The 25,267-nt window shown below is 70.0% G+C and carries 26 protein-coding genes; 11 read left to right on the forward strand and 15 right to left on the reverse strand.

Annotated elements, in window-relative coordinates; translation table 11 throughout:
* Positions 1-8: 8 nt before the first annotated feature.
* On the reverse strand, positions 9-884 hold the full coding sequence (locus BM109_RS22650) for an intradiol ring-cleavage dioxygenase (RefSeq protein WP_093347504.1): 876 nt from the start codon (positions 882-884) through the stop codon (positions 9-11).
* Between the two features lie 166 nt (positions 885-1,050).
* Here BM109_RS22650 and BM109_RS22655 point away from each other — a divergent pair, with 166 nt between their 5' ends.
* A complete protein-coding gene (locus BM109_RS22655) occupies positions 1,051-1,983 on the forward strand; it encodes a LysR family transcriptional regulator (RefSeq protein WP_093347507.1) in 933 nt (310 codons plus the stop codon).
* A 145-nt stretch (positions 1,984-2,128) separates the two neighbouring features.
* A complete protein-coding gene (locus BM109_RS22660; RefSeq protein WP_093347510.1) occupies positions 2,129-2,599 on the forward strand; it encodes a DoxX family protein in 471 nt (156 codons plus the stop codon).
* Between the two features lie 12 nt (positions 2,600-2,611).
* Here the strand turns inward: BM109_RS22660 and BM109_RS22665 are convergent, their stop codons facing one another.
* Entirely contained in the window at positions 2,612-3,358 is a 747-nt protein-coding gene (locus BM109_RS22665) for a Crp/Fnr family transcriptional regulator (protein ID WP_093347513.1), read from the reverse strand.
* Positions 3,359-3,411: 53 nt separating this feature from the next.
* On the opposite strand from BM109_RS22665, the gene BM109_RS22670 reads away from it, so the two are divergent.
* Positions 3,412-5,055: an adenylate/guanylate cyclase domain-containing protein gene (locus BM109_RS22670; RefSeq protein ID WP_093347516.1), complete on the forward strand. Its 1,644-nt coding sequence runs from the start codon at positions 3,412-3,414 to the stop codon at positions 5,053-5,055.
* 167 nt (positions 5,056-5,222) lie between these two features.
* A complete protein-coding gene (locus tag BM109_RS41280) occupies positions 5,223-5,684 on the forward strand; it encodes a hypothetical protein (RefSeq protein ID WP_177239437.1) in 462 nt (153 codons plus the stop codon).
* 100 nt (positions 5,685-5,784) lie between these two features.
* On the opposite strand, the gene BM109_RS22680 is transcribed toward BM109_RS41280, so the two are convergent.
* The 6 genes from BM109_RS22680 to BM109_RS22705 all read right to left on the reverse strand — a co-directional run bounded on the left by BM109_RS22680 (position 5,785) and on the right by BM109_RS22705 (position 11,962).
* Complete coding sequence (locus BM109_RS22680; RefSeq protein ID WP_093347518.1) at positions 5,785-6,846, reverse strand: maleylacetate reductase; 1,062 nt, start codon at positions 6,844-6,846, stop codon at positions 5,785-5,787.
* A gap of 97 nt (positions 6,847-6,943) precedes the next feature.
* Entirely contained in the window at positions 6,944-7,372 is a 429-nt protein-coding gene (locus BM109_RS22685; protein ID WP_093347521.1) for a DoxX family protein, read from the reverse strand.
* Positions 7,369-8,778, reverse strand: coding sequence for an MFS transporter (locus BM109_RS22690; protein WP_256222717.1), 1,410 nt, complete (start codon positions 8,776-8,778; stop codon positions 7,369-7,371). The genes BM109_RS22685 and BM109_RS22690 overlap by 4 nt, the downstream gene beginning before the upstream one ends.
* Positions 8,775-9,995 (reverse strand): 3-hydroxybenzoate 6-monooxygenase, encoded by a 1,221-nt coding sequence (locus BM109_RS22695; RefSeq protein ID WP_093347526.1) that lies wholly within the window; start codon positions 9,993-9,995, stop codon positions 8,775-8,777. The genes BM109_RS22690 and BM109_RS22695 overlap by 4 nt, the downstream gene beginning before the upstream one ends.
* A 1-nt stretch (position 9,996) precedes the next feature.
* Positions 9,997-10,968 (reverse strand): amidohydrolase family protein, encoded by a 972-nt coding sequence (locus BM109_RS22700; protein ID WP_093347529.1) that lies wholly within the window; start codon positions 10,966-10,968, stop codon positions 9,997-9,999.
* A 7-nt stretch (positions 10,969-10,975) separates the two neighbouring features.
* Positions 10,976-11,962: a Bug family tripartite tricarboxylate transporter substrate binding protein gene (locus tag BM109_RS22705; protein ID WP_057596601.1), complete on the reverse strand. Its 987-nt coding sequence runs from the start codon at positions 11,960-11,962 to the stop codon at positions 10,976-10,978.
* Positions 11,963-12,035: 73 nt separating this feature from the next.
* Here BM109_RS22705 and BM109_RS22710 point away from each other — a divergent pair, with 73 nt between their 5' ends.
* On the forward strand, positions 12,036-12,485 hold the full coding sequence (locus BM109_RS22710) for a MarR family winged helix-turn-helix transcriptional regulator (protein WP_093347531.1): 450 nt from the start codon (positions 12,036-12,038) through the stop codon (positions 12,483-12,485).
* 9 nt (positions 12,486-12,494) lie between these two features.
* Here BM109_RS22710 and rtcA read toward each other — a convergent pair whose 3' ends face one another.
* From rtcA to BM109_RS22740, 6 genes are all read right to left on the reverse strand, one after another.
* A complete protein-coding gene (rtcA, locus tag BM109_RS22715; RefSeq protein WP_093347534.1) occupies positions 12,495-13,580 on the reverse strand; it encodes an RNA 3'-terminal phosphate cyclase in 1,086 nt (361 codons plus the stop codon).
* Between the two features lie 66 nt (positions 13,581-13,646).
* Positions 13,647-14,525, reverse strand: coding sequence for a nucleotidyltransferase domain-containing protein (locus tag BM109_RS22720; RefSeq protein WP_093347536.1), 879 nt, complete (start codon positions 14,523-14,525; stop codon positions 13,647-13,649).
* Between the two features lie 27 nt (positions 14,526-14,552).
* On the reverse strand, positions 14,553-15,230 hold the full coding sequence (locus BM109_RS22725) for a hypothetical protein (protein WP_093347539.1): 678 nt from the start codon (positions 15,228-15,230) through the stop codon (positions 14,553-14,555).
* Positions 15,227-16,144 carry a zinc-ribbon domain containing protein gene (locus BM109_RS22730; RefSeq protein ID WP_093347541.1) on the reverse strand — a complete coding sequence of 306 codons (918 nt, stop codon included), beginning with the start codon at positions 16,142-16,144 and terminating at the stop codon, positions 15,227-15,229. The genes BM109_RS22725 and BM109_RS22730 overlap by 4 nt, the downstream gene beginning before the upstream one ends.
* Before the next feature lie 60 nt (positions 16,145-16,204).
* The gene (locus tag BM109_RS22735) at positions 16,205-17,431 is read right to left on the reverse strand and encodes an RtcB family protein (RefSeq protein ID WP_093347544.1); all 1,227 of its coding nucleotides are present in this window, start codon (positions 17,429-17,431) and stop codon (positions 16,205-16,207) included.
* Positions 17,432-18,002: 571 nt separating this feature from the next.
* Positions 18,003-19,556: a vWA domain-containing protein gene (locus tag BM109_RS22740; protein WP_093347546.1), complete on the reverse strand. Its 1,554-nt coding sequence runs from the start codon at positions 19,554-19,556 to the stop codon at positions 18,003-18,005.
* 217 nt (positions 19,557-19,773) lie between these two features.
* Between BM109_RS22740 and rtcR the strand changes: the two genes are divergently transcribed.
* From rtcR to BM109_RS22770, 6 genes are all read left to right on the forward strand, one after another.
* Positions 19,774-21,387 (forward strand): RNA repair transcriptional activator RtcR, encoded by a 1,614-nt coding sequence (gene rtcR / locus BM109_RS22745; RefSeq protein ID WP_093347549.1) that lies wholly within the window; start codon positions 19,774-19,776, stop codon positions 21,385-21,387.
* Positions 21,388-21,405: 18 nt separating this feature from the next.
* Positions 21,406-21,960, forward strand: a complete 555-nt coding sequence (locus BM109_RS22750) for a 2'-5' RNA ligase family protein (protein WP_093347552.1) — start codon at positions 21,406-21,408, stop codon at positions 21,958-21,960.
* Positions 21,957-22,520, forward strand: a complete 564-nt coding sequence (locus BM109_RS22755; protein ID WP_093347555.1) for a 3'-5' exonuclease family protein — start codon at positions 21,957-21,959, stop codon at positions 22,518-22,520. Before BM109_RS22750 ends, BM109_RS22755 begins: the two co-directional genes overlap by 4 nt.
* Entirely contained in the window at positions 22,517-23,401 is an 885-nt protein-coding gene (locus tag BM109_RS22760; RefSeq protein ID WP_093347557.1) for an alpha/beta hydrolase, read from the forward strand. Before BM109_RS22755 ends, BM109_RS22760 begins: the two co-directional genes overlap by 4 nt.
* On the forward strand, positions 23,398-24,369 hold the full coding sequence (locus BM109_RS22765) for a bifunctional Delta(1)-pyrroline-2-carboxylate/Delta(1)-piperideine-2-carboxylate reductase (protein ID WP_093347560.1): 972 nt from the start codon (positions 23,398-23,400) through the stop codon (positions 24,367-24,369). Before BM109_RS22760 ends, BM109_RS22765 begins: the two co-directional genes overlap by 4 nt.
* 134 nt (positions 24,370-24,503) lie before the next feature.
* Positions 24,504-24,788 carry a hypothetical protein gene (locus BM109_RS22770; protein ID WP_093347564.1) on the forward strand — a complete coding sequence of 95 codons (285 nt, stop codon included), beginning with the start codon at positions 24,504-24,506 and terminating at the stop codon, positions 24,786-24,788.
* 38 nt (positions 24,789-24,826) lie between these two features.
* On the opposite strand, the gene BM109_RS22775 is transcribed toward BM109_RS22770, so the two are convergent.
* The gene (locus BM109_RS22775; protein WP_093347567.1) at positions 24,827-25,255 is read right to left on the reverse strand and encodes a hypothetical protein; all 429 of its coding nucleotides are present in this window, start codon (positions 25,253-25,255) and stop codon (positions 24,827-24,829) included.
* Positions 25,256-25,267 lie beyond the last annotated feature (12 nt).

The raw sequence follows: 25,267 nt of genomic DNA on the forward strand, positions 1-25,267 counted from the left end.
GTCGGTGTTCAGGCCGGCTGTGCCGCGGCCTGCGGTGCGGATCGCGCCGGCGCCGCCGCCAGCGGGTTCAGCACGAAGTCGAAATCGAGCCGCCAGCGGCCGTCGGCCTGCCGCGTCCAGGGCGCCACCAGCGATTCGCGCACCGCGAACACCGCATCGGAATCGAGCCACTGGTCGCCCTCGCGGAACACGTGGGTGATGAGCCGCTCGTAGCCCGGCGCCTGGATCATGAAGTGCAGGTGCGCGGGCCGCCACGGATGGCGCTTCGTGGCGTCCAGCAACTGGCCCACCGGACCGTCGGTCGGGATCGGGTAGGCCTCGGCCAGCACGCTGCGGAAATGCAGCGCGCCGTCGGGCCCGGTGCGCAGGCGGCCGCGGTTCTCGGCATGGCCGAGCTCGGGATGCTGCACGTCGTAGTGCCCGCCCGCGTCGGCCTGCCACACGTCGACCACGGCGCCGGCCACCGGCACGCCGTCGAGGCCGCGCACCGTCACGCTGACGTCGCAGGGCTCGCCGGCCGCGCCGTTGGCCACGTCGTCGCCGTGCGCGTACTCGGGCGCGCCCTCGACGTAGAAGGGGCCGAACACCGTCGCTTCGGTGCAGCCCGCGGGCTTGTCGTTGTTCATCGCGATCGTGAGCATCGACAGCCCCAGCACGTCCGACAGCAGGATGAATTCCTGGCGCGTGTCGTCGCACATCTGGCCCGTGGCCGTCAGGTAGTCGATGCCCTGCTTCCACTCCGCCTCGGTCAGCTTCACCTCGCGCGCGAAGGCATGCAGGTGCTGCACCAGGCTGGTCACGATCTCGTGCAGCCGCGGGTTCGGGGTGTCGGCGAAGCGCGCGAGCACGGCCTGGGTGATGTTGTCCTGGTTGAGATTGCGCATGGCGGCTGTCTCCATTCGTTCGAGGGGTTCGCCCGACTCTAGGCGGCACACCGGCGGGCGCAAAGCACCTCGGCGCAAATGATTTTTCCGCCCAGCGGAACGGTCGACCCACCCCCTGGGACAAAATCGCCCAGCCCGAAAAAGACGCTCGCCGGAGACACGCCCCATGGACCGCTGGACCGAAATCGCCCTGCTCGTGCAGATTGCCGACGCCGGCAGCCTGAGCCGCGCCGCCGAGGCGCTGGGGCTGTCGAACGCAGCCGCCAGCCGCCACCTGAGCGCGCTCGAGGCGCGGCTGGGCGCCCGGCTGGTCGAGCGCAACACGCGCCGGCTCTACCTGACCGACACCGGCCGCGAGTTCTGCGGCCGCGCGCGCACCATCCTGTCGGACCTCGACGATGCCGAGACGGCCGTCAACGCCACCGCGCTGCAGCCCACGGGCACGCTGCGCATCACGGCCTCGCTGTCGTTCTCGATCCACCACATCGCGCCGCTGCTGCGCGAGTACACCCAGCGCTACCCCGGCGTGAAGGTGCATGTGGAAGCCGCCAACCGCTACTTCGACCTGATCGACAACAACATCGACGTGGCGATCCGCACGCGCGAGTACGAGCCCGATTCCAACGTGACGATCCGCCGCCTCGGCGAGACGCGGCGCATCCTCGCGGCCTCGCCGCGCTACTTCGCGCAGCACGGCTTCCCGAAGACGCTCGAGGAGCTGCAGCAGCACAAGCTCTTGATCTACACCTACGCCAACAACCCCAACGAGCTGCGCTTCACCGGCCGCGACGGCGAGGTCCGCACGGTGTCGGTGCAGGGGCTGCTCGAATCGAACGACGGCCAGGTGCTGCGCGCCGCGGCGCTCGACGGCATGGGGATCCTGGTGCAGCCCACCTACATCGTCTACGACGACATCGTGGCCGGCCGGCTGGTGCCCACGCTCGACGACTGGGACCTGCCGCACCTGCGCATCAACCTGGCCTACCCGAGCCGCAAGCACCTGTCGGCCAAGGTGCGCAGCTTCATCGACTTCATGGCCGCGCACTTCCACAAGATGGACTACGAGCGCAAGTGGACCGGGCATTTCCTGGGCCGCTGATCCGCCCGCCCGAGCGGTTTTCTCGAAAAAAGGTGCGTAAACGCACCGACCGGTCCGCCGCCTCCTGCGCACACTGGAAACGGACCTGCCCGCATCCCGCGGGCGGGCACTGTCTTCTTCCATCCTGACCGCTCGAGGAACCGCCATGAACACCCAGGCCGCCACCGCCGCCACCCCGCGTGCGCCGATCGCTTCGTCGTTCGCCGCCCCCGCCCTTGCCAACGACGACGCCGGCAAGCTGCTGCTGCGCGTCGCCATCGGCGTGCTCGTGCTGCTGCACGGCATCTTCAAGCTCTCGGCCGGCGTCGGCTTCATCGGCGGCATGCTGGCCAAGGCCGGCCTGCCCGGTGGTCTGGCCTACCTGGTCTACGTCGGCGAGATCGTCGCGCCGCTGCTGCTGATCGCCGGCTTCTGGACCCGCGCCGCGGCCGCGGTGATCGTGGTCAACATGCTGTTCGCCTTCGGCCTGGTGCACATGGGCGACTTCTTCGCGCTGACCAAGCAGGGCGGCTGGGCACTCGAGCTGCAGGGCCTGTACCTGTTCGGCGCGCTCGCCGTGGTGCTGCTGGGCGCGGGCCGCTTCAGCGTGGGCGGCACGAGCGGCCGCTGGAACTGAGCGCGCGGTGGTTCAGGACGCGTCGCCGCGCACCTGGGCCACCATCCGCTCCAATCGGCCGGCATCTTCCAGCACCAGCGCGCGGCCGTCCTTGCGCAGCACGCCGCTGCGCACCAGCGCATTGAGCTCGCGCGTGACCTGCTCGCGGTTGGTGCTGATCTGGCTGGCCAGGGCCGCATGGCGCGGCGCGGGTTCGAGCCGCGCCTGGTTGCCGTCGAAGCCGGCGCCGCGTGCCAGCCGCAGCAGCTCGGCATGCAGCCGGTTCTGCACGCCCAGGGTGCTGAGGTCGATCACGCGTTCGCTGAGCTGACGCACCAGCGCGGCCAGCCGCTGCATCACGCGCTCGGCCACCAGCGGCTCGTCGCGCAGCAGAGCCAGGAAGGCGGCGCGCTCGAGGCTGGCGACCACGCAGGGTTCGAGCGTGACCACGTCGGCCGAACGCGGCCCGCCGTCGATGGCGGCGATGTCGCCGAAATGCTCGCCGGCCTCGGAGTCGCGGAAGGTCACCTGGCGGCCATTGGCCGAATAGGTGGTCACGCGCACGCGACCCGAGACCAGCAGGAACACCTCGCCCTGCTGCTCGGCGCGCAGCAGCAGCGGCTTGCCGGCCGCCACGCTGTGCCATAGGCACTGCTGCGCGAGCTGGTCGAGCCGCTGCTCGGACAGCCCCGCGAGCAGCGCGATCTGGCGCAGCGCGAGGCTGGAGCGCGGGGCGGCCGGAGCCGGGGAGGAAGGCGAGGAAGGTGTGGTGGAGGCCATGCCGGGTCGGTGGGCGCCGCGCATTATGCTCGGGTGCCCTTCCGACCCGCCGCATGCACAGACGTTCCCCATCCGCCCTGAGAACGCCCACGCGGCGCAACCTGCGCTGGGCCAGCGGGATCGTGCTGATGGCCTACGTCACGCTGCACCTGCTCAACCATGCGCTGGGCATCGCCTCCTTCGCCCGGGCCGAGGCGGTGCTCGACCAGTTGCGCGCCTTCTGGCACAGCCTGCCCGGCACCCTGCTGCTGTATGGCGCCGCGCTGGCGCACCTGGCGCTGGCCGTGGTCGCGCTGTGGGAGCGGCGCACGCTGCGCATGCCGCCGCTCGAGGGCCTGCGCGTGCTGCTGGGCTTCTCGCTGCCGCTGCTGCTGGCCACGCACCTGACGGCGATGCGCGGTGCCTACACCGTCTACGGCATCGAGGGCTCGTACGCGCGCGTGGTCTGGGGCCTGTGGGACCTGCCCGGCGCGAGCGCGCAGTTCGCGCTGATGCTCGCGGCCTGGGCGCACGGCTGCCTGGGCCTGCACTTCGCGCTGCGCGTGCAGCCCTGGTACCGCCGCTTCTCGCACCTGCTGCTGGCCATCGCCGTCGTGCTGCCGCTGATGGCCGCCGTGGGCTTCGTCTCGATGGGGCGCGAGTTCCAGTGGACCGGCGTGCCGCCGACGGCCATGCCCACGGCCGAGCAGTCACGCGCGCTCGGCGCGATCGAGCGCAACATCAAGCTCTTCTATGCGCTGGCGCTGGCCGCGCTGCTGCTCGCGCGCTGGGGCCGCACGGCCTTCTACCGCTGGTCGGGCCGGCCCTCGATCGCGCTGCGCTACCCCGAGCGCACGGTGCACGTGCCACGCGGCTGGAGCGTGCTCGAGGCCAGCCGCTCGCACGGCATCGCCCACCTGTCGGCCTGCGGCGGCCGCGCGCGCTGCTCGACCTGCCGCGTGCGCGTGAACGGGCCGGCCGGCCACGTCGACCCGCCGGGCCGCGACGAGCAGCGCACGCTCGAACGCGTGCGCGCGCCGGCCGACGTGCGCCTGGCCTGCCAGCTGCGCCCGCGCGGCGACATCGAGGTCACGCCGCTGTTCGCGCCGCGCCCCAACGAGGGCCGGCCCGCGCCCGTGGGCAGCTTCGGCCACGAGCGCGACGTGGCGATCCTGTTCGTCGACCTGCGGCGCTGGTCGGGGCTGTCGGAACGCCAGTGGCCCTTCGACCTCGCCTACGTGCTCGACCGCTACTTCGCCACCGTCGGCGCCGCCGTGCGCGAGGCCGGCGGCGTGCCCAACCAGTTCATCGGCGACAGCGTGATGGCGATCTTCGGCCTCGAGACCGACCTCGCCACCGCCTGCCGCCAGGCGCTGCGCGCCACCGCGCTGATCGGCGAGCGCATGGACGCCTGGAGCGAGGGCTTCGAGGCCCAGTTCGGCCAGCGGCTGGACTTCGGCATGGGCCTGCACGCGGGCCGCGCCGCGGTCGGCGAGGTCGGCTACCTCGAGACCACCACCTTCACCGCGATCGGCGAGGTGGTCAACACCGCGAGCCGGTTGCAGGACCATTCGAAGAAGGCCTCGGCGCGGCTGGTGCTCTCGCTGTTCGCGGCGCAGCAGGCCGGCGCGGCCGAGACGCTCGGCGAGCCCGAGATGCTCGTTGTGCGCGGGCGCACCGAGCCGCTGGCGGTGCTGTACGCGGTGCGAACGGCCTGAGCCTTCGCCCTCGTTTCTCCCCACTGCCAGTGGGGTTCACGGCCCCGCGCGATCGATCGAAAGCGGTGCGCAAACGCACAGCGCGAACCACGATGCGGTTTCACACTGCATCCCGTGGCAACGACGAATGTCCGCCGCCCACACAGACATCCGAAGGGACTCCCATCATGAACACCAAGCAACTCATCGCCCTCTCCGCTTTCGCACTCGCAGCCGGCGCCGCCTCGGCCCAGACCGTGCCGGCCGAAGCCTGGGTGGGCGCGCCGATCGCCACCACCGGCAGCGCGCTGAGCCGCACCGACGTGCGCGCCGACCTGGACCGTTCGAAGACCGTGGCCCAGGCACCGCAGGAAGCCTGGGTCGGCAGCACCGCCGGCGAGAACGTGGCCGCCGGCGCCCTGAGCCGCGCCGAAGTGAAGGCCGACCTCGCGCTGTGGACCCGCGCCGGCCTCAACCAGTACGCGCGCATCGACGGCATCGACAGCACCAACCCCGATTTCCGCCAACGCACGGCCGCCTACGAGCGCCTGCGCAACAGCCCGGCCTACCTGGCCGAAGTGAAGCAGCTGCAGGGCGTGCCCTCGGTGGCCAGCACGCAGCCCGCGGGCGGCGAAGCGGCCGCGAACTGAGCGCCGCACCCGGGCCTCGCGCGAAGGGCGCGAAGGTCCCGCCAGCACGGCAGGCCCTTCGCGCCCTTCTTCTTTTTGGGTAGAGGAGAAAAGCGGCCGCTCAGGGCCGCGCGCCTTCCCAGGCGTTCTGCAGCAGCGCGCGGATCGCATTGCGCTCCAGCGGACGCGGATTCGGATACTGGTTCTGCAGCGCCTGCGCGCAGGCCACGTCGAGGTCGGCTTCCTTCATGCCGATGTCGCGCAGCGCCACCGGCGCGCCGTTGTCGCGCGCGAGCTCGTACACGGCCTGCGCCGCGCTGCTGCCGCCAAGCGCGCCGGCGATGCGCTCCATGGCGCGCGGCGCCGCCGCGGCGTTGTAGGCCAGCGCATGCGGCAGCACGATGGTGTGGGTCTCGGCATGCGGCAGGTTGAAGCTGCCGCCGAGCGTGTGGCAGAGCTTGTGGTGCAGCGCCATGCCGACGTTGCCGAGCACGGTGCCGCACAGCCATGCGCCGTACAGCGCATCGCCGCGCGCCGCCAGGTCCTGGGCCGAGGCACGCAGCACGGGCAGCGCACGGCCCAGCGCGGCGATGCCCTCCACCGCCATCAGGTCCATGATCGGATTGGCATCGACCGCGTACAGGCCCTCGGCCGCGTGCGCGATCGCGTTGATGCCGCTGGTCACGCTCATCGCCACCGGCAGGCTCAGCGTGAGCTCGGGGTCGTAGATCACGGTGCGCGGCAGCACGCGCGCGTCCTTGCCGGTCTTCTTGAGGCCGGCCTCGGTGATGCCGTAGATCGGCGTCATCTCGGAGCCCGCGTAGGTGGTGGGAATGGCGAGGATCGGCAGCCCCGAATCGAGCGCGATCGCCTTGCCCAGGCCGGTGGTCGAGCCGCCGCCGATGGCCACGGCGCAGTCGGCATCGAGCCGCCGCGCCACCTCGCGCGCCTCGCGCGCGGTCTCGATCGGCACGTGCATCACGGCGCGGTCGAACACGCCGGCCGCATGGTCGCCGAGCAGGGCGGCGATGCGCTCGGCCTGCGGCCGCTGCTCGGGCGTGGACAGCACCAGCGCTCGGCGCGCGCCGAGCGCCTCGATCTCGCGCGCCAGGTGCTGCAGCGCGCCGGCACCGAAGACCACGCGCTGGGGCGCGCTGTTGTAGACGAAGGAAGAAATGGTCATGGGTCGGGCTTTCTTTTTCAGGGCGCGAGGCGCCCGCCGCGAGTCTCCCGCGCGCCCGCGCGTGTTTCCATGCCGCGAACGGAAAGCAGTTTTCCGCTCAGCGCACAGTCTCCCCGATCTCCCTGGTCTCCCTGGTGCGGGCCTGCACGATCAGCACCAGGAAGCCGCCCACCATCGCCACGTTCTTGAGGAAGTTGTTGAGCTGCGCATTGAACTGCGCCGCGTCGGCCGCCCAGAAGGCATGGGCCGCGAAGGCGGTGGCGAGGGTGAAGAGCGCGAGCGCACCCGCTACCCACTTCACGCGCCAGCCCGCGACCAGCAGCAGGCCGCCGCCGATCTCGAGCGCGATGGTCAGCGGCAGCACCACCTCGGGCAGCGGGATGCCGAGCTTGGCGAAATAGCCGAGCGTGGCGCCATAGGTCATGAGCTTGCGCGTGCCCGCGATCAGGAAGATCGCGGCCATCAGCACGCGGGCCGCCACCACCGCCGCGCCGCCCTCGCGCGCGCCCACCGTTGCCGTCGTCATGTCTTCTCTCCTTCGCGCGTCGCCGCGCCGTTGTTGCCTTTGTTGCTTTTTCCGAATCCCGTGCGCCCCATGCAGAACACCATCGCGCACGACAGCAGCGCGGGCAGCGCCGCCGCCACGAACAGCGCGCCGTTCGACCAGTGCATCCCGATCAGCCAGCCCGCCACCAGCGGCCCCGCGATCGAGCCCGCGCGGCCGATGCCGAGGCTCCAGCCCATGCCGGTGGCGCGCACCGTGGTCGGGTAGACGCTCGAGGCCAGCGCGATCAGCGCCGGCTGCGCGCCGACGATGCAGAAGCCGCTGACCACCACCGCCGCCAGCATGGCCGCGAGCGGCAGCGCGGGCTGGCCGATCAGCGCGATGGTCAGTACCGCGAGCGCGAACACCGGCACCAGCACGCGGTAGAAGCCCACGCGGTCTATCAGCGGCCCCATCGCCACCGTGCCCACCACGCCGCCCACCTGCAGCAGCGTGCCGGCGGCCACCGCCACGTTCGCGCTGTAGCCCGCGTCGACCGCCAGCGTGGGCAGCCAGTTGGCGAGGAAGAACAGGTTCAGCAGGTTGAGGAAGTTGATGCCCCACAGCAGCAGCGTGGCGCGCGCGCGGCCGCCTCGGAACAGCTCGGCCACGGGCGCGCCGTCCTGCTTCGCCTCGTGCACCACGTAGCGGCTGGCGGCATCCACCGGCACGCCGGGCGCGATGTGGCGCAGCCATTGCTGCACCCGGTCGAGCCGGCGCCCGCGCAGCACCAGGAACTGCATCGACTCGGGCATGTAGCGCAGCATCAGCGCCGCGATCACCAGCGGCACCACGCCGCCGAACACGAACACCGCGCGCCAGCCGCCCAGCGGCAGCAGCAGCGCGCTGATCGCGCCGCCGAGCACCGCGCCGCCGGTGAAGCCGCACGAGACCCACATCATCAGCGTCACGCGCCGCCGGTGCGGGCTGTACTCGCTGGCCAGCGCGCTGGCGTTGGCCATGATGCCGCCCAGCCCGATGCCGGTGACGAAGCGCATCGCGAGCAGCTGGCCCAGCGTGTGGACCCCGGTGGTCGCGAGCATGCACAGCGCGAAGAACACCGTGGCTGCGATCAGCACCGGCCGGCGGCCGAAGCGGTCGGCGCAGATGCTCAGCACCAGCGAGCCGACCAGCATGCCCAGCAGGCCGGCGCCGAACACCGGGCCCAGCGCGGCCTTCTCGATGCCCCATTCGTGCACGATCGCGGGCGCCACGAAGCCCATCGCCTGCACGTCGAAGCCGTCCATCACCACCGCGCAGCCCACCAGCACCAGGATCCAGCGCTGGAAGCTGCTGACCGGATGGCTGTCGATCAGCGCGGGGATGTCGATCGGCGCGCGCAGCTCGGCGGCACCGCCCGCGCCCGCGGATTCGGCGATGGCCCTCACGCGGCCGCCTCGTCGAGATCCAGGCAGTGCTCGGCGCTCCAGCCGTAGAGCCATTCGAGCGCGTCGTAGAAACGCTCCTGCGGCCGGCCCTTCCACATGCTGTTGCGCACCTGCCGCTCCACGCCCTTGGCGTGATAGATGCGCCCCATCTCGCGCGCCGACAGCACCACGCGCGCGGTGCGCGCCACGCGCGAACGCTCGTACAGCGCGAGCGCGCGCGGCCAGTCGCCCTGCGTGCGGCGCAGCGCGAGGCCGAGCGTGACCGCGTCCTCGCAGGCCGTGCAGGCGCCCTGCGCAAGGTACTGCACCATGGGATGCGCGGCATCGCCCAGCAGGGTGGCGCGGCCGAAGGTCCATTGCTCGATCGGGTTGCGGTCGGCGGTCGAGTAGCGCTTCCAGGCCCTGGGCACGCGCAGGATCTGCTGCACCCGCTCGCAGGTGCCGGCGAAGAAGCGCAGCAGCTCGGCCGGGTCGCCGTCCATCGAGCCCCATTCCTCGGGCCGGTCGCTGTGGAAGGTGGCGGCCAGGTTGAACTTGTCGCCGCCCTTGAGCGGGTAGTGCACCAGGTGGCAGTTGGGGCCGACCCAGATGCACGGCGCGGTGAAGCGCAGCGCCTCGGGGAACTCGACCGTGTCGACCACCGCGCGGAACACCACATGGCCCGACACGCGGATGCCGTCGCCCACGTACTGCTGGCGCACCACCGAGCGCACGCCGTCGCAGCCGATCAGCGCCTGGCCTTCGTGGCGCCCGCCCTGCGCGTCGATCAGCGTCACGCCCTCCGCGTCCTGCTCGATCTTCACGCCTTTGGTCGAGGTCAGGAACTCGATCTGCCCGTCGCGCGCCGACTGCACGCCGTCGAGCAGCGCGCCATGGATGTCGGCACGATGGATCACCGCATAGGGATTGCCGAAGCGTTCGCGGAAAGCGTCGGCCAGCGAGATACCCGCCACGCGCCGCGCATCGAGCGCGTCGAACATCACCATCTCATCGGTGTAGACCGCCTTGGCGCGCAGCTGCGCGCCCACGCCGAGCGCATCGCAGGCCGCGAAGGCATTCGGGCTCAGCTGGATGCCGGCACCGATCTCGCCGATCCGGCCCGCCTGCTCGATCACCTTGACGCGATAACCCTCGCGCACCAGCGCGAGCGCCGCCGCCAGCCCGCCGATGCCGCCGCCGGCCACCAGCACCGGCCGTGTGTCTCTTGCCGCGACCATCTCAGTTCAGCCCGAACAGCCGGCGCGCGTTGTCGCGGCCGATCTTGCGCCGGTCGTTCTCGCTGATCTCGCAGCGGTCGAACCAGCGCGCCGCGTCCTCGTGCTTCTCGAACGGATAGTCGACCGAATACATGATGCGGTCCGATCCCACCTCGAGCAGGGTCGACAGCAGCGTGGGCGTGCGGAAGTTGCCGCTGGTCGTGATGTGCACGTTGCTGCGCAGGTAGTCGCCGATCTCCTTGTCGCAGGGCATGCCGCGGCGGCCCTTGCGCAGGATGTGGTCGACGCGCCAGATGTTGAACGGGATGCCCTCGCCGAAGTGGCCGAGGATCATCTGCAGCTCGGGATGGCGGTCGAACAGGCCGCTCGACAGCAGGCGCAGCGCATGGATGCCGGTCTCCACCGCGAAGGCCCAGGTCGGGCCGGTGAGCCAGTGCGCGCCTTCGTAGATCGGCTCGCGCGGCAGCAGCGGATCGCGCGGATGCATGTAGAAGGGCTTGCCCAGCGCCGCGGCGGCGCGCCAGAAATCGGCGAAGCGCGGGTCGTCGTAGTAGACGACCGTCTGCTCGTCACCGACCTGCGAGAAGCCGTTGACCAGGAAGCCGTGGAAGCCCAGTTCCTTCACGCAGCGCTCGAGTTCGCGCGCCGCGGCCTCGGGGTCCTGCAGCGGCAACGCCGCGAAGCCGCCGAAGCGCGCGGGATGGCGGCGCACCTGCTCGGCCAGCACGTCGTTGGCGCGCTTCGCGACCTCCACCGCACGCCTCGCGTCGGGAATGCCCTGCACCGCGGGCGAGTTCAGCGAGAGGATCGAGAAGGCCGTGCCCCACTGGTCCATCTGCTCGAGGCGCTGCTGTTCGAAGTCGAGCAGGTTGCTCCTGAGGGTCTGCCACACCTCGGGCCGTGCATAGACCTGCGAGTCGGCGATCGTCAGGTCGATCGCGAAATGCTCTTCGAGCGCAATCTTGTCTTTCATGGGGTGTTCACTCCGGTTTGATGTTCAGCTTGTCGAGCACGTCCTGCCAGGTCTTGCGGTCCTCGGCGATGTAGCGCGCCAGTTGTTCGGGCGTGCCGGGGCGCGGATAGGTGCCGAGCTCGCGCGACTTGGCGACCACCTCGGGCAGCAGCAGCGCCTCGTTCATGTCCTTGTTGAGCTTCGCGAGCACCTGCGCGTCGACGCCCTTCTTCGCGATCACCGCGAACCAGCCGTGCGCCACCGCGCCGGGCACGGTCTTGCTCGCGAGCGGGAAGGCCTCGAGGCCGGGCTCCACGCGGTCGCCCATGCTGGCCAGGATGCGCATGCGCCCGCCCTGCACGTTGCCCGCGACCACGTTGTAGGTCTCGACCATCATCTGGGTCTGGCCGCCGAGCGTGGCCTGCATCGCCTGCGCGCCGCCCGGGTAGTGCACCTCGAGGAACTGCGCGCCCGACTGCAGCCCGAGCAGCGCCGAGGCCAGGTGGGGCGCCGTGCCGCGGCCGTTGTCGGCCACCTCGACGCCCTGCGGCCTGGCGCGCGCGGCCGCGATGAAGTCGGCCAGCGTCTTGTGCGGCGAGTTGCCGGGCACCGCGAGCATGAAGGGCGCCACCGCCGCGAGCGTGACCGGCACGAAGTCGCGGTTGAAGTCGTAGCTCACGCCCTTGATCGTGCTCGGCGCCACCGAGATCGCCGAGCCCTGGACGAAGCCGAAGCTGTAGCCGTCGGCGGGCGCGGCGAGGATGCTGTTCATGCCGATCACGCCGCTGCCGCCGGGCCTGTTGTCGACGATCACGCCCTGCCCCCACTTCTCGCCGAGCTTCGCGCCCACGAGGCGGATCAGCACGTCGGGCGCCGAGCCGGCCGGGAACGGCACGATGAAGCGCACGGCCTGGGCCGGCCATTTCGTGGCCGTCTGCGCCTGCGCCGCCGGCAGCGCCGAGGCAAGGGCCAGCAGGGCCGCGACGGCGTGCCTGCGAGAGTGTCCGAGGCTCATCTTCTTGTCTCCATTTACTTGATTATTCAAATAAGTGGGCGGACTATATACTTGAACAATCAAGCATGTCTAGATGAAAACCCCAACGTCAGAACACGACCTCGAAAAGGCCATTCCCTTCCTGCTGGCACGCGCCGGCGCGCGCATGGGCAATGCCTTCGCCAAGGCCCTCAAGCCCTATGGACTGAGCCTCAGCGAGTGGCGCGTGTGCGCCTCGCTGCAGCACACGCCGCGCCAGACGCTCTCGGAGCTCGCGACGCACGCCTCGACCGACCTGTCGGCGCTGTCGCGCATCGTCGACCGCCTGGCGGCCAACGAGCTGGTGATGCGGGAGAAGTGCGACACCGACAAGCGCGCGGTGCGCATCGCGCTGACCGAGCGCGGGCTCGCGCTCACGCTCGAGCTGATCCCGCTCGCGCAGCACTACGAGGCGGTCGCGATCTCCGACTTCAGCCCGGCCGAGGTGAAGACCCTGCGCGCGATGCTGCTGCGGCTGTACGCGAACGCGACGCCGCTGGCCTGAGGGGTTGGCTCAGGCCGGTTCGACGCGCACCGTCGAGGCCGCGCGCGCCTGCGCGATCGCGAAGCGCACCGGCAGGAAGCGCTCGATCACCGCGCAGTTGGTGCGCGTGTGCTCGGTCACCTCGCTGCAGGTGAACGCCGCGCCGCGGCCGCCCTGCCAGGTCGCCAGCGCCAGCAGCAGCGCGAGCTGGTCGGCCAGGTGCGGCCCGACCGCCGCCTCGCTCTTGAGGAAGCCGCGCAGCTCCTTCACCAGCGCATGCGCCACCTGCTCGGCGCTCAGCGTCTTCTCGCCGAAGGCCGTGAACACCTCGGTCACCTCGGCATGCGCCAGCGTCGCGATCAGCGCATTGCCCGGGCCCTCGTTCTGCCGCGTGGCGCCGTAGCGCAGCTGCTCGCCGGTCCAGCCCATCGCCGCGCCCAGGGTCTCGAGTTCGCGCGTCATCACATGGCGCGCGATGCCCGGCGCCAGGCACTCGGCATGGCGTTCCAGCGCCTCGCCGCGCGAGAGCAGGTCGAAGGGCTGCAGCGCGCCGGCCGCCGGCACGATGTCCGCCTCGACCTCGCCGCCGCCGGCCGGATAGAAGCCATGGCGGCGCAGCTGCAGTCGCAGGTCGGCGCCGAGCCGGCGCACCAGCGGCGCGAAGGCGCGCTCGAGGAAATGGAACGGCGGCGCCATCGGGTTGTGCGTGCCGCCGCTCAGGTGCAGCCGGCTCGCAGCACCCGCCAGCAGCAGCGGCGGCAGCACGGTCTGCAGTACCAGCATGCAGCTGCCCGCGCCCGAGATCGCGAAGCGGTACTCGCCCGCGCGCACCGGGCCCGGCGTGAAGCGCAGCGACTGCGAACCGAGTTCGGCGCCCTCGACGGCCGCGCCGCTGATCGCGGCGGCCGCGTTCACGCACGCGAGGTGCTGGCGCATCAGGCCCGGCTTGGCACGGCCGGCGCGAATCTTCTCGATGGCCATGGGCCGGCCCGTGACCATCGACAGCGCGAGGCTGGTGCGCAGGATCTGGCCGCCGCCCTCGCCTTGGGAGCCGTCGAGCACGACGGTCTGCAACGGCGCCGCGTGCGCCTGTTCTCGTTGGATTTCTTCTTTCATGGCTGTTCTTCTTGTCGTGGGCGCGGTCATCACACGCCCCTGTTCCCCGTTGTCCTTGCGACGTCTTCAGCCGCAACCCTGCGACTCGTGGCGCACCGCGCTCTTCGCATCGCCGCCCCCGAAACGCAGCACCGTGTCGCTCAGGAAGGCATCGAGCCCCGACGCATCGGCCGGCGGCAGCGCCGTCACGGGCTCGGCCGCATGCGCGGCCAGCTCCGCCTCGATGAAGGCATGGATGCCCGGCCAGCGCGGGCTGGTCGCGGCCTCGCCCGCGCGCATCTTCACCTCGAGCAGCGCGTTGATCTCGTCGATCAGCGCGGCGTCGCGCACCGCATCGAGCGTGTGCTGCGCGAGATCGGCGAAACGCATCGGCGGCACGCCGGGCCGCATGCGGATCCAGCGCGCGGCCAGCAGCGGGCGCAGCACGTAGAGGTACTTCTTGTAGCGCACCGTCTCGGCCTGCAGGTGCTCGCGGAAGTTCTTCTTCGCCATCGAGGCGTAGTGATGCCAGCCGCGCGCGTTGGAGAACACCGCCTCCGACAGCGCGCGGAAACGCGGCATCGCCTGCGCATCCTCGCGGTAGACGATCGGTGAGCGCAGCCACTCGAGCAGCGTCGGGTTCGATTCGCGCATCAGTCCCAGCGCCTTGCGCAGGTCCCAGCCGTTGATGTCGAGCTCGCCGCTGATCGGCAGCTCGATCACGTCGCGCCGCGGCGTCACCGTGAGGTACCACGGCAGGCGGTTCACGTAGATGAAGCGCACGTCGTAATCGCTGTCGGGCGAGGCAAAGCCCCAGCCGCGGCTGCCCGATTCGCAGGCGAACAGCACCGTGACCTCGTGCCGGGCCTCGATGGCGGCGAGTTCCTCCATGATCTGCGCGCGCATGGCGGGCTCGACCGGGTGGGCCGAGCGGATGCGTTCTTCTTCATGTCGTTGCGGTTTCATCGTTGTCCTTTCCCTGTCGTTCGTCATTCAATCCGTCGTGCTCGCCATCACCGCGGCCAGCGTGCCACGCCGCGGATTCCATACGGTGAAGCACCAGATGCCCCACCACTCCTTGCCGTCCTCGAAATACGCGCTCCACAGGCTGCGCTCGGGCTCGCGCTCCGGATCGCCGACCCAGTCGAGCAGCACGAGGCCTTCGTCCGGCAGCAGCCCGATGGCCTCGCAGAAGCGCGGGAACAGCGAGGCCCGTTCGGTCTCGTCGGCCACGACCAATGGATAGGGCGGATCGCCGAAGGCCTGGCAGAGCCATTCGAACCAGTCCACCTCGTCGAGGTCGCGAGTGTGCGCGATGCGATGGTTCGGTGGATAGCTGTCGGCCGCGACCACCGCCGCCGCGTCGAGCCGCGTCGCGCGCGCGCTCGCCACGTCGAAGGCCCGTTGCGCATCGAAGCTGGCCGGCTGCAGGGACGGGTTCTTTTCCATGGCCTCGCGCCAGTGGCGTTCGGCCCGCGCCATCGTTTCCTCGCCCAGCCGCCGCAGCACCTCGCGGTGATGCGCTTCGCCCACCACCGGTGCCTCGCCGGCCACGCGGCAGACGCTGAACTCGAACACCACGCCCACGCGCTGCAGCGTGGCGCGCAGCGCGTCGTGCGCCGCCGCCTCCCCCGATGCCATCGGCACGACCTCGTCCTTCGATGCGCTCATTCCGGCTTTCTCCCGAATCGTTGGGCCCACTGGCGGACCTCCTTGTCCGCATGGGCGTTCAATGCCGCGACCTGCGCCGGCCCGGGAGCGAGACCCAGGCAATGCGCCACCGCCAGCCACCGCAGCAGCCGATGATGCCCTTCGCCGCGCCGCGCGAACTCCGCTTCGCCGCATGCCGCGAGGCGCGCCGATGGAATGGCGGCCAGGAAGGCACGCCAGTTCCACGGGCTCGCACGGCCGCGCAGGCAGGCTTCGAGCGCCCAGTCCTCGTCGGCGGGATGGCGCAGCTTCGCGGCCAAGGCCTCGGCCGCCACCTGCGCGCCCTGTCGCTCCCAGCTGTTCCATGACGGTTGCCAGGCATCGACGAGCGCGCGCAGGCGTGCGAGATCGGCCGCCGAACCCCAATGGCCCAGTGCCTCGACCGCCAGCGTGCGCAGGCCCCACCACTTGCTTTCGAGCGCGGCATCGACCTCGGCGCGCGCCGCGGGCGTTGCGGGTGCGTCGGCGAACGCACGCAGCCGTTGCGACATCTCGCCCAGCAGGTTCGCGCCCTCGCCGTCGCGCGAGGCGGACCGCGCCGCGCGCAACGCCCGCCGGCATGGCAGGCAGCGCACCGCGCGGCTTTCGATGCTGGCGTGCATCGTCTCGTACCACCACTTCTGCTGCTTCGCCGTCCACACCTGCTCGGCGCCGCAGTCGCGGCAGGTGAAGGCGCGGTCGACGTAATAGGTGGGCAGCGCGCCATAGGTGTTGTTGTGGCGTGCCAGCACCGCCACGTCGGCAGGCTCGAGGCCGGGCGCGCGCCGCGACAGCAGGTGCCGTTGGTCGGGCAGCCGCAGCTGCGCCTCGATGCGCGCCGCGCGCTCGAGGCGGCGGCCGCGGATCTCGGCGCGGCGTTGCTTGTTGCTCTTCATCTCGTCGTCCTCGTCCGGTCTCTCTGAAAAAGGGAGGCCGATCGGGACGACCTCCTTGCACTAACCCTTCACGCACACCACCTGCTTGAGCGTGTAGACCACCTCCACCAGGTCCTTCTGCGCGTCCATCACCGCGTCGATGTCCTTGTAGGCCATCGGGATCTCGTCGATCACGTCGGCGTCCTTGCGGCATTCCACGCCCTCGGTCGCGGCGATCTGGTCGGCGATCGTGAACAGCTTCTTCGCCTTGGTACGGCTCATCTTTCGACCGGCGCCGTGGCTGCAGCTCATGAAGCTCTCGGGATTGCCCTTGCCGCGCACGATGTAGCTCTTGGCACCCATGCTGCCGGGAATGATCCCGAGCTCGCCGGCCTTCGCGCTCACCGCGCCCTTGCGGGTCACGAGCACGTCCTCGCCGAAGTGCGTTTCGCGGCTCACGTAGTTGTGGTGGCAGTTCACCGCTTCCACGTGCGCCTCGAAAGGCTTCGTGATGACCTTGCGCGCGGCCGCGACCACGCGTTGCATCATCACCTCGCGGTTCGCACGCGCGAACTTCTGGGCCCAGCCCACCGCGCGCACGTAGTCGCCGAAGTACTGGGCGCCTTCCTCGAAGTACGCCAGGTCCTGGTCGGGCAGGTTGCGCTGGTGCAGCTCGGCGTCCTTCTTCGCGAGTTCGATGAAGTGCGTGCCGATCGCGTTGCCCACGCCACGCGAACCCGAGTGCAGCATGAACCACACGGCGCCCGCCTCATCGAGGCAGACCTCGATGAAGTGGTTGCCGGTCCCCAGCGTTCCCAGGTGCTTGTGGTTGTTCGTGTTCTTGATGCGCGGGTAGTCCTCGCAGATCGCATCGAACTCATCCACCAGCTTGGCCCAGGCAGCGTCGGTTTCGTCGGGCGGCGTTTCCCACGAGCCCTTGTCGCGGCCCATGCGCTTGGGATTCGAGCCGTGCGGCACGGCCTTCTCGATCGCCGAACGCAGCGGGCCCAGGTTGTCGGGCAGGTCGTTGGCATGCAGCGTGGTCTTGCACGCCATCATCCCGCAGCCGATGTCCACGCCCACCGCGGCCGGGATGATGGCCTTGAAGGTCGGAATCACCGAACCCACGGTCGCGCCGATGCCGTAGTGCACGTCGGGCATGGCCGCGATGTGCTTGAACACGATCGGCAGGCGGGCCGCGTTCTCGAGTTGCTTCTGCGCCTCGTCTTCCACGGGCACGCCGCGGGTCCACATCTTCACGGGCACGCCGTCGGTCACTTCGTGCAGGTTGTAGTTCTGTTCTTTCATTTTTTTCTCTCTGAGTCTCTGTCTATTTTTCAACGATTCTTCGACGGGCACTCATGGCGCGCGTCGTCAAAAAAAAGAGGTAACGAGGAGCGGCAGGTCGTTGACTGAGCTATCTGCCGAAACAGACCGGGAGTCGGACCCGGGACCTTCATGGCCAAGACCATGACGCTCTTACCTGTAGACCTGCCTGCATTCACCTCAAAACAAAAAGCAGCGACAAAGGAATCGACGAAACGGCGTGCTCTGACCACTGAGCTACGGTCTTGCGACCGGCGGGATTCGAACCCGCGACCACGAGATTAAGAGTCTGTAGTTCCGTCAGCATTCGCTGCAAAAAAAGAGTGCGACGAGGATGGCAAGACATGCCCACCAGCGAACTGGTGTCGGGGCTCGACCCCCGGGCGTCCAGATGTAGTCCTGCCTGCATTCGCACTTCAACTCCATGTCCCCGTCCGGCGACCAACGATCGATGTGAGGGGGTTGGATGTACTCACATCTGCATTCGTCGGACGACGACATTCATCCATGACTCGGGGGTGCCGCGAGCCGCGCCCGCGTCACCTCCACGTCTTCAGATCGAAGTCTCTTCGATCACACCCACCCAGTGGTCGGCGCCCAGGCCACCCGCGGCATACACCGCCAGCAGCTTGAACACCTCGTCGCTGAAGCCGCCGATGTTCAGCACATCGTCGCGCTCCTGCGCCTGGGTGGTCGCATAAGGCTGGATGTCGATGCACACCAGCCGCGCCTTCGGGTTGCGCTGCTTGAACGCCTCCCACTCCTGCATCGTCGCGGTGCCGCGACCCCGCGCACGGTCGGCCCACGATTCGTTGTCCGACACCAGCACCACCAGATCGGCCTGCGCCTTCTCGCGGTTCAGCAATGCCAGCGGCGCGCTGCAAGAGGTACCGCCGCCACCCACCGCCGCCAGCCTGGCCGCGTTGGTCATCACCGAATCGCGCGGATTCAGCTGCAGCGAAACCACCTTCGTCTCGAAGGGCAGCACACGTGCATCCGCATTGCGGCGCAGCACGGCGGCAGCCACCAGCGCGGCCACGTCGATGCAGCGCACCGCCGAGGTCGCCGAACCGCGGTAACCCGTCACCGCCGAGCTCATCGAGCCCGACACGTCGGGGCACACCACCACGCGGCCCTCGAACTGCGGCACGTTGGCCAGCGCGAGTTCCATCGCGTCCTGCAGCGCGTCCTTCACCACGTGCGGCACCTCGGCACCGGTTGCGGTGTAGGCCGCCATCAGTTGGTACGGCAGCACACGCGCCTTGGCCACCGCCTGCGGGTCACGCAGCTTGGCGGCCACCGCTTCCGCGAGGCCAGGCAACGCAAACACGCCATGGCGGGCGAAGGTGTTCAGGTTCTGACGCACCATCTGCCACGAACCACGCTCGGCAATGCGAGCCCAGGCCTGCGCGTCCAGCTCCAGCGCGGTCAGCATCTGGAACGGCACGTCGGGCACGTCCTGCGTACGGTCGCGCTTGAAGCGTTCGAAGGCCTGCGTGGCCGCAGGCAGTGCCTCCAGCGCATACGGACGATCGATCAGCCATGCGAACCATGCCGCGCGCCAGGCCTCGGTGGGCTTCGGATGCACCATCTTCACCACGTCGGCCAGCGAAGGCGCATTGCCCACCGCAGCATTCAGCAGCTGCGCCTCGGTCGCCGACAGCAGCCATTGCTGCACCAGCTTCTTCGGACGCGTACCGAGCGACTTGCGGCCCACCGCGCCCGAACGCAGCATCTGCACGAAGTTGCGCAGCATCTTGCCGTTGTCGATCACCTGCGGGAACACCTTGGCCAGCAGCGACACGTCGCGCACCGCCAGCGTCGCGGCCAGCAGCGCCGGCATGTCCTTCATGTGGCCGGCACGGCGCGCATACACCGCCGTCTTGGCCACGAACACCGGGTCGACCTGCGCGGCCAGCGCCAGTACCGCATCGAGTTGGTCCTGCGCCTGGGCATAGAAGGTGTTGTTCAGGCAACCGGTGGCCGCCAGCTGCGCCAGCCGATGCTTGGGCGACAGTTCGTAGGCGGCACCGCCCGCTTCGTTGCGGGCCGTGGCCTGCGGCAACAGCGCGCCGCGCAGCGTTTGAAAGAGTTGAAGGTTGGCCATGCTGACTTCTCCTTGTGTTCGTTGTCTTCTGGATCGTTTGTCTTCTTGAGTGAGCTTCTTATTGCAACGCGTGTGCCAGCCTTGCCTGCGCAGACTCGATGAAGTTTCAACCCATTGATTTCATTGGATATTTTCTCTTTCTTCCCTGGTTTCAGCCTGCAAGCACATGACAGATTTCTGCGGTTTCTTATAATTTTGGCTAGCCATTTATCCAACAATGAAGAAACCCATCGTCGTCATCGGCTTCCTCGGCACCCAGCTCGACGCCGGCCAGGGCGCCGGCCGCTGGAGCAAGTGGCGCCCCACCGTCTCGCTCGCGCAGCACGAGGACATGGTGGTGGCGCGCATGGAGTTGCTCTACACGCTCAAGCACAAGGCGCTGGCCGAACTCGTCAAGGCCGACATCGCGGCCGTCTCGCCCGAGACCACGGGCAACCTGGTGCCGATGGACCTGGCCGACCCGTGGGACTTCGGCGAGGTCTACTCGCGCCTGTACGACTGGGCACGCGCCTACCCCTTCGACACCGAGCGCGAGCAGTACTGGTCGCACATCACCACCGGCACCCACGTCGCGCAGATCTGCATGTTCCTGCTGTCCGAGTCGCGCACCATCCCCGGCGTGCTGGCCCAGACCTCGCCACCGCGGCGCCAGCGCGAGGGCGAAGCCGGCAAGTGCGTGCTGATCGACCTCGACCTCTCGCGCTACGACGTGATCGCGCGCCGCTTCGATGCCGAGCAGCGCGACGCGGTCGCCTTCCTCAAGAGCGGCATCGCCACGCGCAATGCGCGCTTCAACGCGCTGATCGACGAGATCGAGCGCGTGGCGGTGCGCTCGCGCGCGCCGATCTTGCTGGTGGGGCCCACGGGCGCGGGCAAGTCCTTCCTCGCGCGGCGCATGTTCGAGCTCAAGCAGTCGCGCCACCAGGCCACGGGCGCCTTCGTCGAGGTCAACTGCGCCACCCTGCGCGGCGACGGCGCCGCCTCCACGCTGTTCGGCCACAAGAAGGGCTCGTTCACCGGCGCCGCGAGCGAGCGCGCCGGCCTGCTGCGCACGGCGCACCAGGGCGTGCTCTTCCTCGACGAGATCGGCGAGCTGGGCCTCGACGAGCAGGCCATGCTGCTCAAGGCGATCGAGGAGAAGCGCTTCTTCCCCGTCGGCGCCGACAAGGAGGTCGAGAGCGATTTCCAGCTCATCGCCGGCACCAACCGCGACCTGCGCAGCGACGTGGCCGAGGGGCGCTTTCGCGAAGACCTGTTCGCGCGCATCAACCTCTGGACCTACGACCTGCCGGGCCTCGCGCAACGCCCCGAGGACATCGAACCCAACGTCGACCACCTGCTGGCGCTGCATGCGGCCGAGAACCACCGCGTGGTGCGCTTCAACGCCGAGGCGCGCGCCGCCTACCTGCGTTTCGCCCAGAGCCCCGAGGCGCTGTGGAGCGGCAACTTCCGCGACCTCTCGGCCAGCGTCACGCGGCTGGCCACGCTGGCCGACGGCGGACGCATCCCGGTCGCGCTGGTCGAGGCCGAGATCGCGCGGCTGCGCTGGCTGTGGAAGCGCGCGCAGCCGGCGCTGTTTACAGGCGAGTCGCAGGCCGCCGACCTCGACGCGCTGCTCGGCGAGGCGCGTGCCGCTTCGCTCGACCTGTTCGATCGGCTGCAGCTCGAGGCCGTGCTGCGCGTGTGCCGGAAGTCGCGCAGCCTGTCGGAAGCGGGGAGGCAGCTGTTCCAGGCCTCGCGGGCGCAGCGCAGCGTGGTGAACGATGCGGATCGGTTGCGCAAGTACCTCGCGAAGTTCGGGCTCGAATGGGGCCTCGTTGCCGGCACCTGAGCGGCTATCCTCCGCCCGATGCCCATCTCCGCATTCGCCGTCAAGGTCCCCGCCGCCGAGCCGATGGTCGAGGACCTGCGGCGTCACTACGACGCAACGGTCGCGCTCGGCGTGCCGGCGCACATCACGCTGCTCGTGCCCTTCATGGACCCCGCGCTGATCACGGCGCAGGTCCTGGCACGCGCACGGCAGGTGCTCGACGGCACCCGCGCGTTCTCGTTCGTGCTCGGCAAGGTCGGGCGCTTTCCGACGACGGCCTACCTCGCGCCCGAACCCGCGGCGCCCTTCATCTCGATGACATTGGCGCTGGTCGAGGCCTTTCCGGACTTTCGGCCCTACGGCGGCGAGCATCAGGGCATGGTGCCTCATCTCACAGTGGCCCACGGGAGCGCGAGCGATGCGGATGCCGTCGCTGGCGAACTGCAGGCGCGGCTGCTGACTTCGGGCGCCATTCGCGCGGAATGCACGCAGGTCGCGCTGATCGAGAACTCGACGGGACACTGGAAGGACCTGCATGTCTTCCGTCTGCCCGGCCTCGCGCAAACCGCGCCTCATACCGATCGAATCCCATGACCGAGATCTACATCAGCACCGACGTCGAATCCGACGGCCCCATCCCCGGCCCGCATTCGATGCTGAGCTTCGGCTCGGCCGCCTACACGGCCGACAAGAAGCTGGTGTCCACCTTCAGCGCCAACCTGCACACCCTGCCCGGCGCCGAGGCCGACCCGAAGACTGCCGCGTGGTGGCGGACGCAGCCCGAAGCCTGGGCCGCCTGCCGCAGCGACCTGCAGGAGCCCGCGCATGCGATGAAGAACTACGTGGCCTGGCTCCAGGGCCTGAAGGCGCGGCCGGTCTTCGTGGCCTACCCGGCGGGCTTCGACTTCCTGTTCGTCTACTGGTACCTGATGCGCTTCGCGGGCGAGAGCCCGTTCAGCCACTCGGCGCTCGACGTCAAGTCCTTCGCCATGGCCTTGCTGAAGACCGACTACCGCGACAGCACCAAGCGCGCGATGCCGCGGCGCTGGTTCGACCCCGGCCTGCCACACACCCACGTGGCGCTCGACGACGCGATCGAGCAGGGCGCGCTGTTCTGCAACATGCTGGCGGAAAGCCGCGCCGCCACGCCATGAGCGTTCCACGCCGTCTCGCGCGCCTGGCCGGCCGCGCGCTGCTCGCGCTGCCCCTGCTGCTGCTCGGCGGCTGCGTCGAGTCGATGTTCTATTACCCCGACCGCGTGCGCTACGAAACGCCCGACGCGCTGGGCCTGCGCTACGAGCGCGTGCGCTTCCAGAGCACCGACGGCACCGCGCTCAGCGGCTGGTTCATTCCGGCGGCGGGCCGCGCCGATCCGCGCGAGGCCAAGGGCACGGTGATCCATTTCCACGGCAACGCGCAGAACATGTCCTCGCACTGGCGCTTCGTCGCCTGGCTGCCGAAGCAGGACTTCAACGTGTTCGTGTTCGACTACCGCGGCTACGGCGACTCCGAAGGCAAGCCCGAGCCCCGCGGCGTGTTCGAGGACTCGAGCAGCGCCATCGACCACGTGCGCTCGCGCGCCGATGTCGATCCCGCGCGCTTGCTGGTGTTCGGCCAGAGCCTCGGCGGCACCAATGCGATCGCGGCCGTGGGCGCGGGCAACCGCGCCGGCGTGCGCGCGGTGGCGATCGAGTCGACCTTCTATTCGTACTCGTCGATCGCCAACGACAAGGTCTCGGGCGCCGGCCTGCTCGTGGGTGATCGCTACGCCGCCTCGAAGTACGTGGCCGCCCTCTCGCCGATCCCGCTGCTGCTGATCCACGGCACGGCCGATGCCGTGATCCCCGTCGACCACTCGCGGCGCCTGCTGGCCGATGCGCGCGAGCCCAAGCGGCTGATCGAGGTGCCCGGCGCCGGTCATCTCGAGCCGATGAGCGAGGCCCGCTTCGGCACCACCTACCAGCGCGCGCTCGCCGAGTTCTTCGAAGCCGCGCTGGCGACCGCCCCTATCGCACCCACTCCACCCGCCCGATGAAGCACTTCGACGCCGCCGCCACCCGCGCCCCACTGGGCTTCGAGCGCCTCGTGCCCGCGCTGCGCGCCGCCTTCGCGGCCGAGGCCCAGGTGCCGCCGCGCCACGTGCACGCCATCGAGAACGCGAGCGGCGACAAGGGCACCGTGCTGATCATGCCGGCCTGGAGCGAGGCCGGCTTTCTCGGCATCAAGACCATCAACATCTTTCCGGGCAACGGCGCGCGCGGCCTGCCCGGCCTGCATGCCACCTACGTGCTGTACGACGCGCGCACCGGCGTGCCGCTCGCGCTGATGGATGGCGACGAGCTCACGGCCCACCGCACGGCCGCCGCCTCTGCCCTCGGCGCCTCCTTCCTCGCGCGCGGCGATGCGCGGCGGCTGCTGGTGCTGGGCACCGGCCGCATCGCGCGCATGCTGCCCGCGGCCCATGCGAGCGTGCGCCCCATCGAGGAGGTGACGGTGTGGAACCACCGCGCCGAGGGCGCCGAGGCGCTGGCCGCGCAATGGCGCGCGCAGGGCTGGGCCGGTGCGCGCGCGGCCGCGCCGGGCCCCGAGGGCCTCGAGGCCGCCGTGCGGCAGGCCGACATCGTCAGTTGCGCCACGCTGGCCACCGCGCCGCTGGTGCGCGGCGAATGGCTCGCGCCGGGCTCGCACCTCGACCTGATCGGCAGCTTCACGCCCGCCATGCGCGAGGCCGACGCGCAGTGCTTCGCGCACGCGCGCACCTTCATCGACACGCCCGAGGCGCTGACGAAGGCCGGCGACCTGCTCGACGCGATCGCGGCCGGCACGCTGCGCGCCGAGGCGGTGCAGGGCACGCTGGCCGCGCTGTGCCGCGGCGAATGCAGCGGACGCACGCGACCCGACAGCGACGAGCGCACGGTCTTCAAGGCCGTCGGCAGCGCGCTCGAGGACCTGACCGCCGCCACGCTGGTGTGGCAGCCGTCGTCGGCCGCAGGCTCGCTGTAGACCTATGACTGCATGGCACGCCTAGTGCTTATGGCCAGTCGGCGCCTCGCGATGGCGCGCGCATACGTCAAGCGACGGATGGCGCGCCGCGCGAACGGCCGTTAATCTGGCATTGCACACAGGGAGACCCACGCATGCTCACCATCGTTCAGAAAGCCGCCATCCTCGGCAAGGCCGGCATCGACGTGCCCGCGCGCCCCGAGGATGACCTGTCGACCCAAGTGGTCACGGGCTCGCCGGTGAAGGCCGAGGGGGTTTCGCAGAAGGCCCACGACTGGGGCCGCGCCATCGAGACGCTGTACGTGAGCTACGTCGCGGCGCGCGCCGCCAAGAGCCTGCGCGACGCCGAAGAGGCGCGGCAGAACGCCATGCTGCGCCGCATGGCCTCGGGTTCGCCGCCGCGCGCCTCCTTCGCCTGAGGAAACGCCGGGCCCTCGGCCCGGGCGTCCCCTGTTTCTTACTTGCCCTGCGCCGCGGTCAGCGCCGGGTTCTGCATCGTCGAGATCACCTTGCTGTTCACGCGCGAACCGCTCACCACGTTCTGGTCGGGCGCCGAGGCGGCTGCCACGGCTTCGTTGTAGACCTTCGCGGGATCGGCCATCGGCTTCACCGTTTCCGGGCCGCGCGAGCCACGGGTCACGTTCTGGTCGGCCGCGTGGGCGGTGGCCACGGCCTGCTGGTACATCGCATCGGGATCGGCCATCGGCTTCACCGTTTCGGGGCCGCGCGAGCCGCGGGTCACGTTCTGGTCGGGCGCGTGGGCCGTGGCAATGGCTTCGGCTTCGACGGCTTCGCGGCTGCGGCCGCCCGTGGTCTGGGCCTGGACGGAGGCCACGGCCATCACGGCAAAAGCGGCCGCGAGGGCGAGTTGGTAAGAGGTCTTCATGTCGGTTGGATG

The organism is Variovorax sp. PDC80 (assembly GCF_900115375.1).
GTDB lineage: Bacteria > Pseudomonadota > Gammaproteobacteria > Burkholderiales > Burkholderiaceae_C > Variovorax.

Bases quoted from the DNA above. Each gene is read 5' to 3' on its own strand.
- BM109_RS22650 (WP_093347504.1), bottom strand. From the start codon at position 884: ATGCGCAATCTCAACCAGGACAACATCACCCAGGCCGTGCTCGCGCGC.
- BM109_RS22655 (WP_093347507.1), top strand. From the start codon at position 1,051: ATGGACCGCTGGACCGAAATCGCCCTGCTCGTGCAGATTGCCGACGCC.
- BM109_RS22660 (WP_093347510.1), top strand. From the start codon at position 2,129: ATGAACACCCAGGCCGCCACCGCCGCCACCCCGCGTGCGCCGATCGCT.
- BM109_RS22665 (WP_093347513.1), bottom strand. From the start codon at position 3,358: ATGGCCTCCACCACACCTTCCTCGCCTTCCTCCCCGGCTCCGGCCGCC.
- BM109_RS22670 (WP_093347516.1), top strand. From the start codon at position 3,412: ATGCACAGACGTTCCCCATCCGCCCTGAGAACGCCCACGCGGCGCAAC.
- BM109_RS41280 (WP_177239437.1), top strand. From the start codon at position 5,223: ATGAACACCAAGCAACTCATCGCCCTCTCCGCTTTCGCACTCGCAGCC.
- BM109_RS22680 (WP_093347518.1), bottom strand. From the start codon at position 6,846: ATGACCATTTCTTCCTTCGTCTACAACAGCGCGCCCCAGCGCGTGGTC.
- BM109_RS22685 (WP_093347521.1), bottom strand. From the start codon at position 7,372: ATGACGACGGCAACGGTGGGCGCGCGCGAGGGCGGCGCGGCGGTGGTG.
- BM109_RS22695 (WP_093347526.1), bottom strand. From the start codon at position 9,995: ATGGTCGCGGCAAGAGACACACGGCCGGTGCTGGTGGCCGGCGGCGGC.
- BM109_RS22700 (WP_093347529.1), bottom strand. From the start codon at position 10,968: ATGAAAGACAAGATTGCGCTCGAAGAGCATTTCGCGATCGACCTGACG.
- BM109_RS22705 (WP_057596601.1), bottom strand. From the start codon at position 11,962: ATGAGCCTCGGACACTCTCGCAGGCACGCCGTCGCGGCCCTGCTGGCC.
- BM109_RS22710 (WP_093347531.1), top strand. From the start codon at position 12,036: ATGAAAACCCCAACGTCAGAACACGACCTCGAAAAGGCCATTCCCTTC.
- rtcA (WP_093347534.1), bottom strand. From the start codon at position 13,580: ATGAAAGAAGAAATCCAACGAGAACAGGCGCACGCGGCGCCGTTGCAG.
- BM109_RS22720 (WP_093347536.1), bottom strand. From the start codon at position 14,525: ATGAAACCGCAACGACATGAAGAAGAACGCATCCGCTCGGCCCACCCG.
- BM109_RS22725 (WP_093347539.1), bottom strand. From the start codon at position 15,230: ATGAGCGCATCGAAGGACGAGGTCGTGCCGATGGCATCGGGGGAGGCG.
- BM109_RS22730 (WP_093347541.1), bottom strand. From the start codon at position 16,144: ATGAAGAGCAACAAGCAACGCCGCGCCGAGATCCGCGGCCGCCGCCTC.
- BM109_RS22735 (WP_093347544.1), bottom strand. From the start codon at position 17,431: ATGAAAGAACAGAACTACAACCTGCACGAAGTGACCGACGGCGTGCCC.
- BM109_RS22740 (WP_093347546.1), bottom strand. From the start codon at position 19,556: ATGGCCAACCTTCAACTCTTTCAAACGCTGCGCGGCGCGCTGTTGCCG.
- rtcR (WP_093347549.1), top strand. From the start codon at position 19,774: ATGAAGAAACCCATCGTCGTCATCGGCTTCCTCGGCACCCAGCTCGAC.
- BM109_RS22750 (WP_093347552.1), top strand. From the start codon at position 21,406: ATGCCCATCTCCGCATTCGCCGTCAAGGTCCCCGCCGCCGAGCCGATG.
- BM109_RS22755 (WP_093347555.1), top strand. From the start codon at position 21,957: ATGACCGAGATCTACATCAGCACCGACGTCGAATCCGACGGCCCCATC.
- BM109_RS22760 (WP_093347557.1), top strand. From the start codon at position 22,517: ATGAGCGTTCCACGCCGTCTCGCGCGCCTGGCCGGCCGCGCGCTGCTC.
- BM109_RS22765 (WP_093347560.1), top strand. From the start codon at position 23,398: ATGAAGCACTTCGACGCCGCCGCCACCCGCGCCCCACTGGGCTTCGAG.
- BM109_RS22770 (WP_093347564.1), top strand. From the start codon at position 24,504: ATGCTCACCATCGTTCAGAAAGCCGCCATCCTCGGCAAGGCCGGCATC.
- BM109_RS22775 (WP_093347567.1), bottom strand. From the start codon at position 25,255: ATGAAGACCTCTTACCAACTCGCCCTCGCGGCCGCTTTTGCCGTGATG.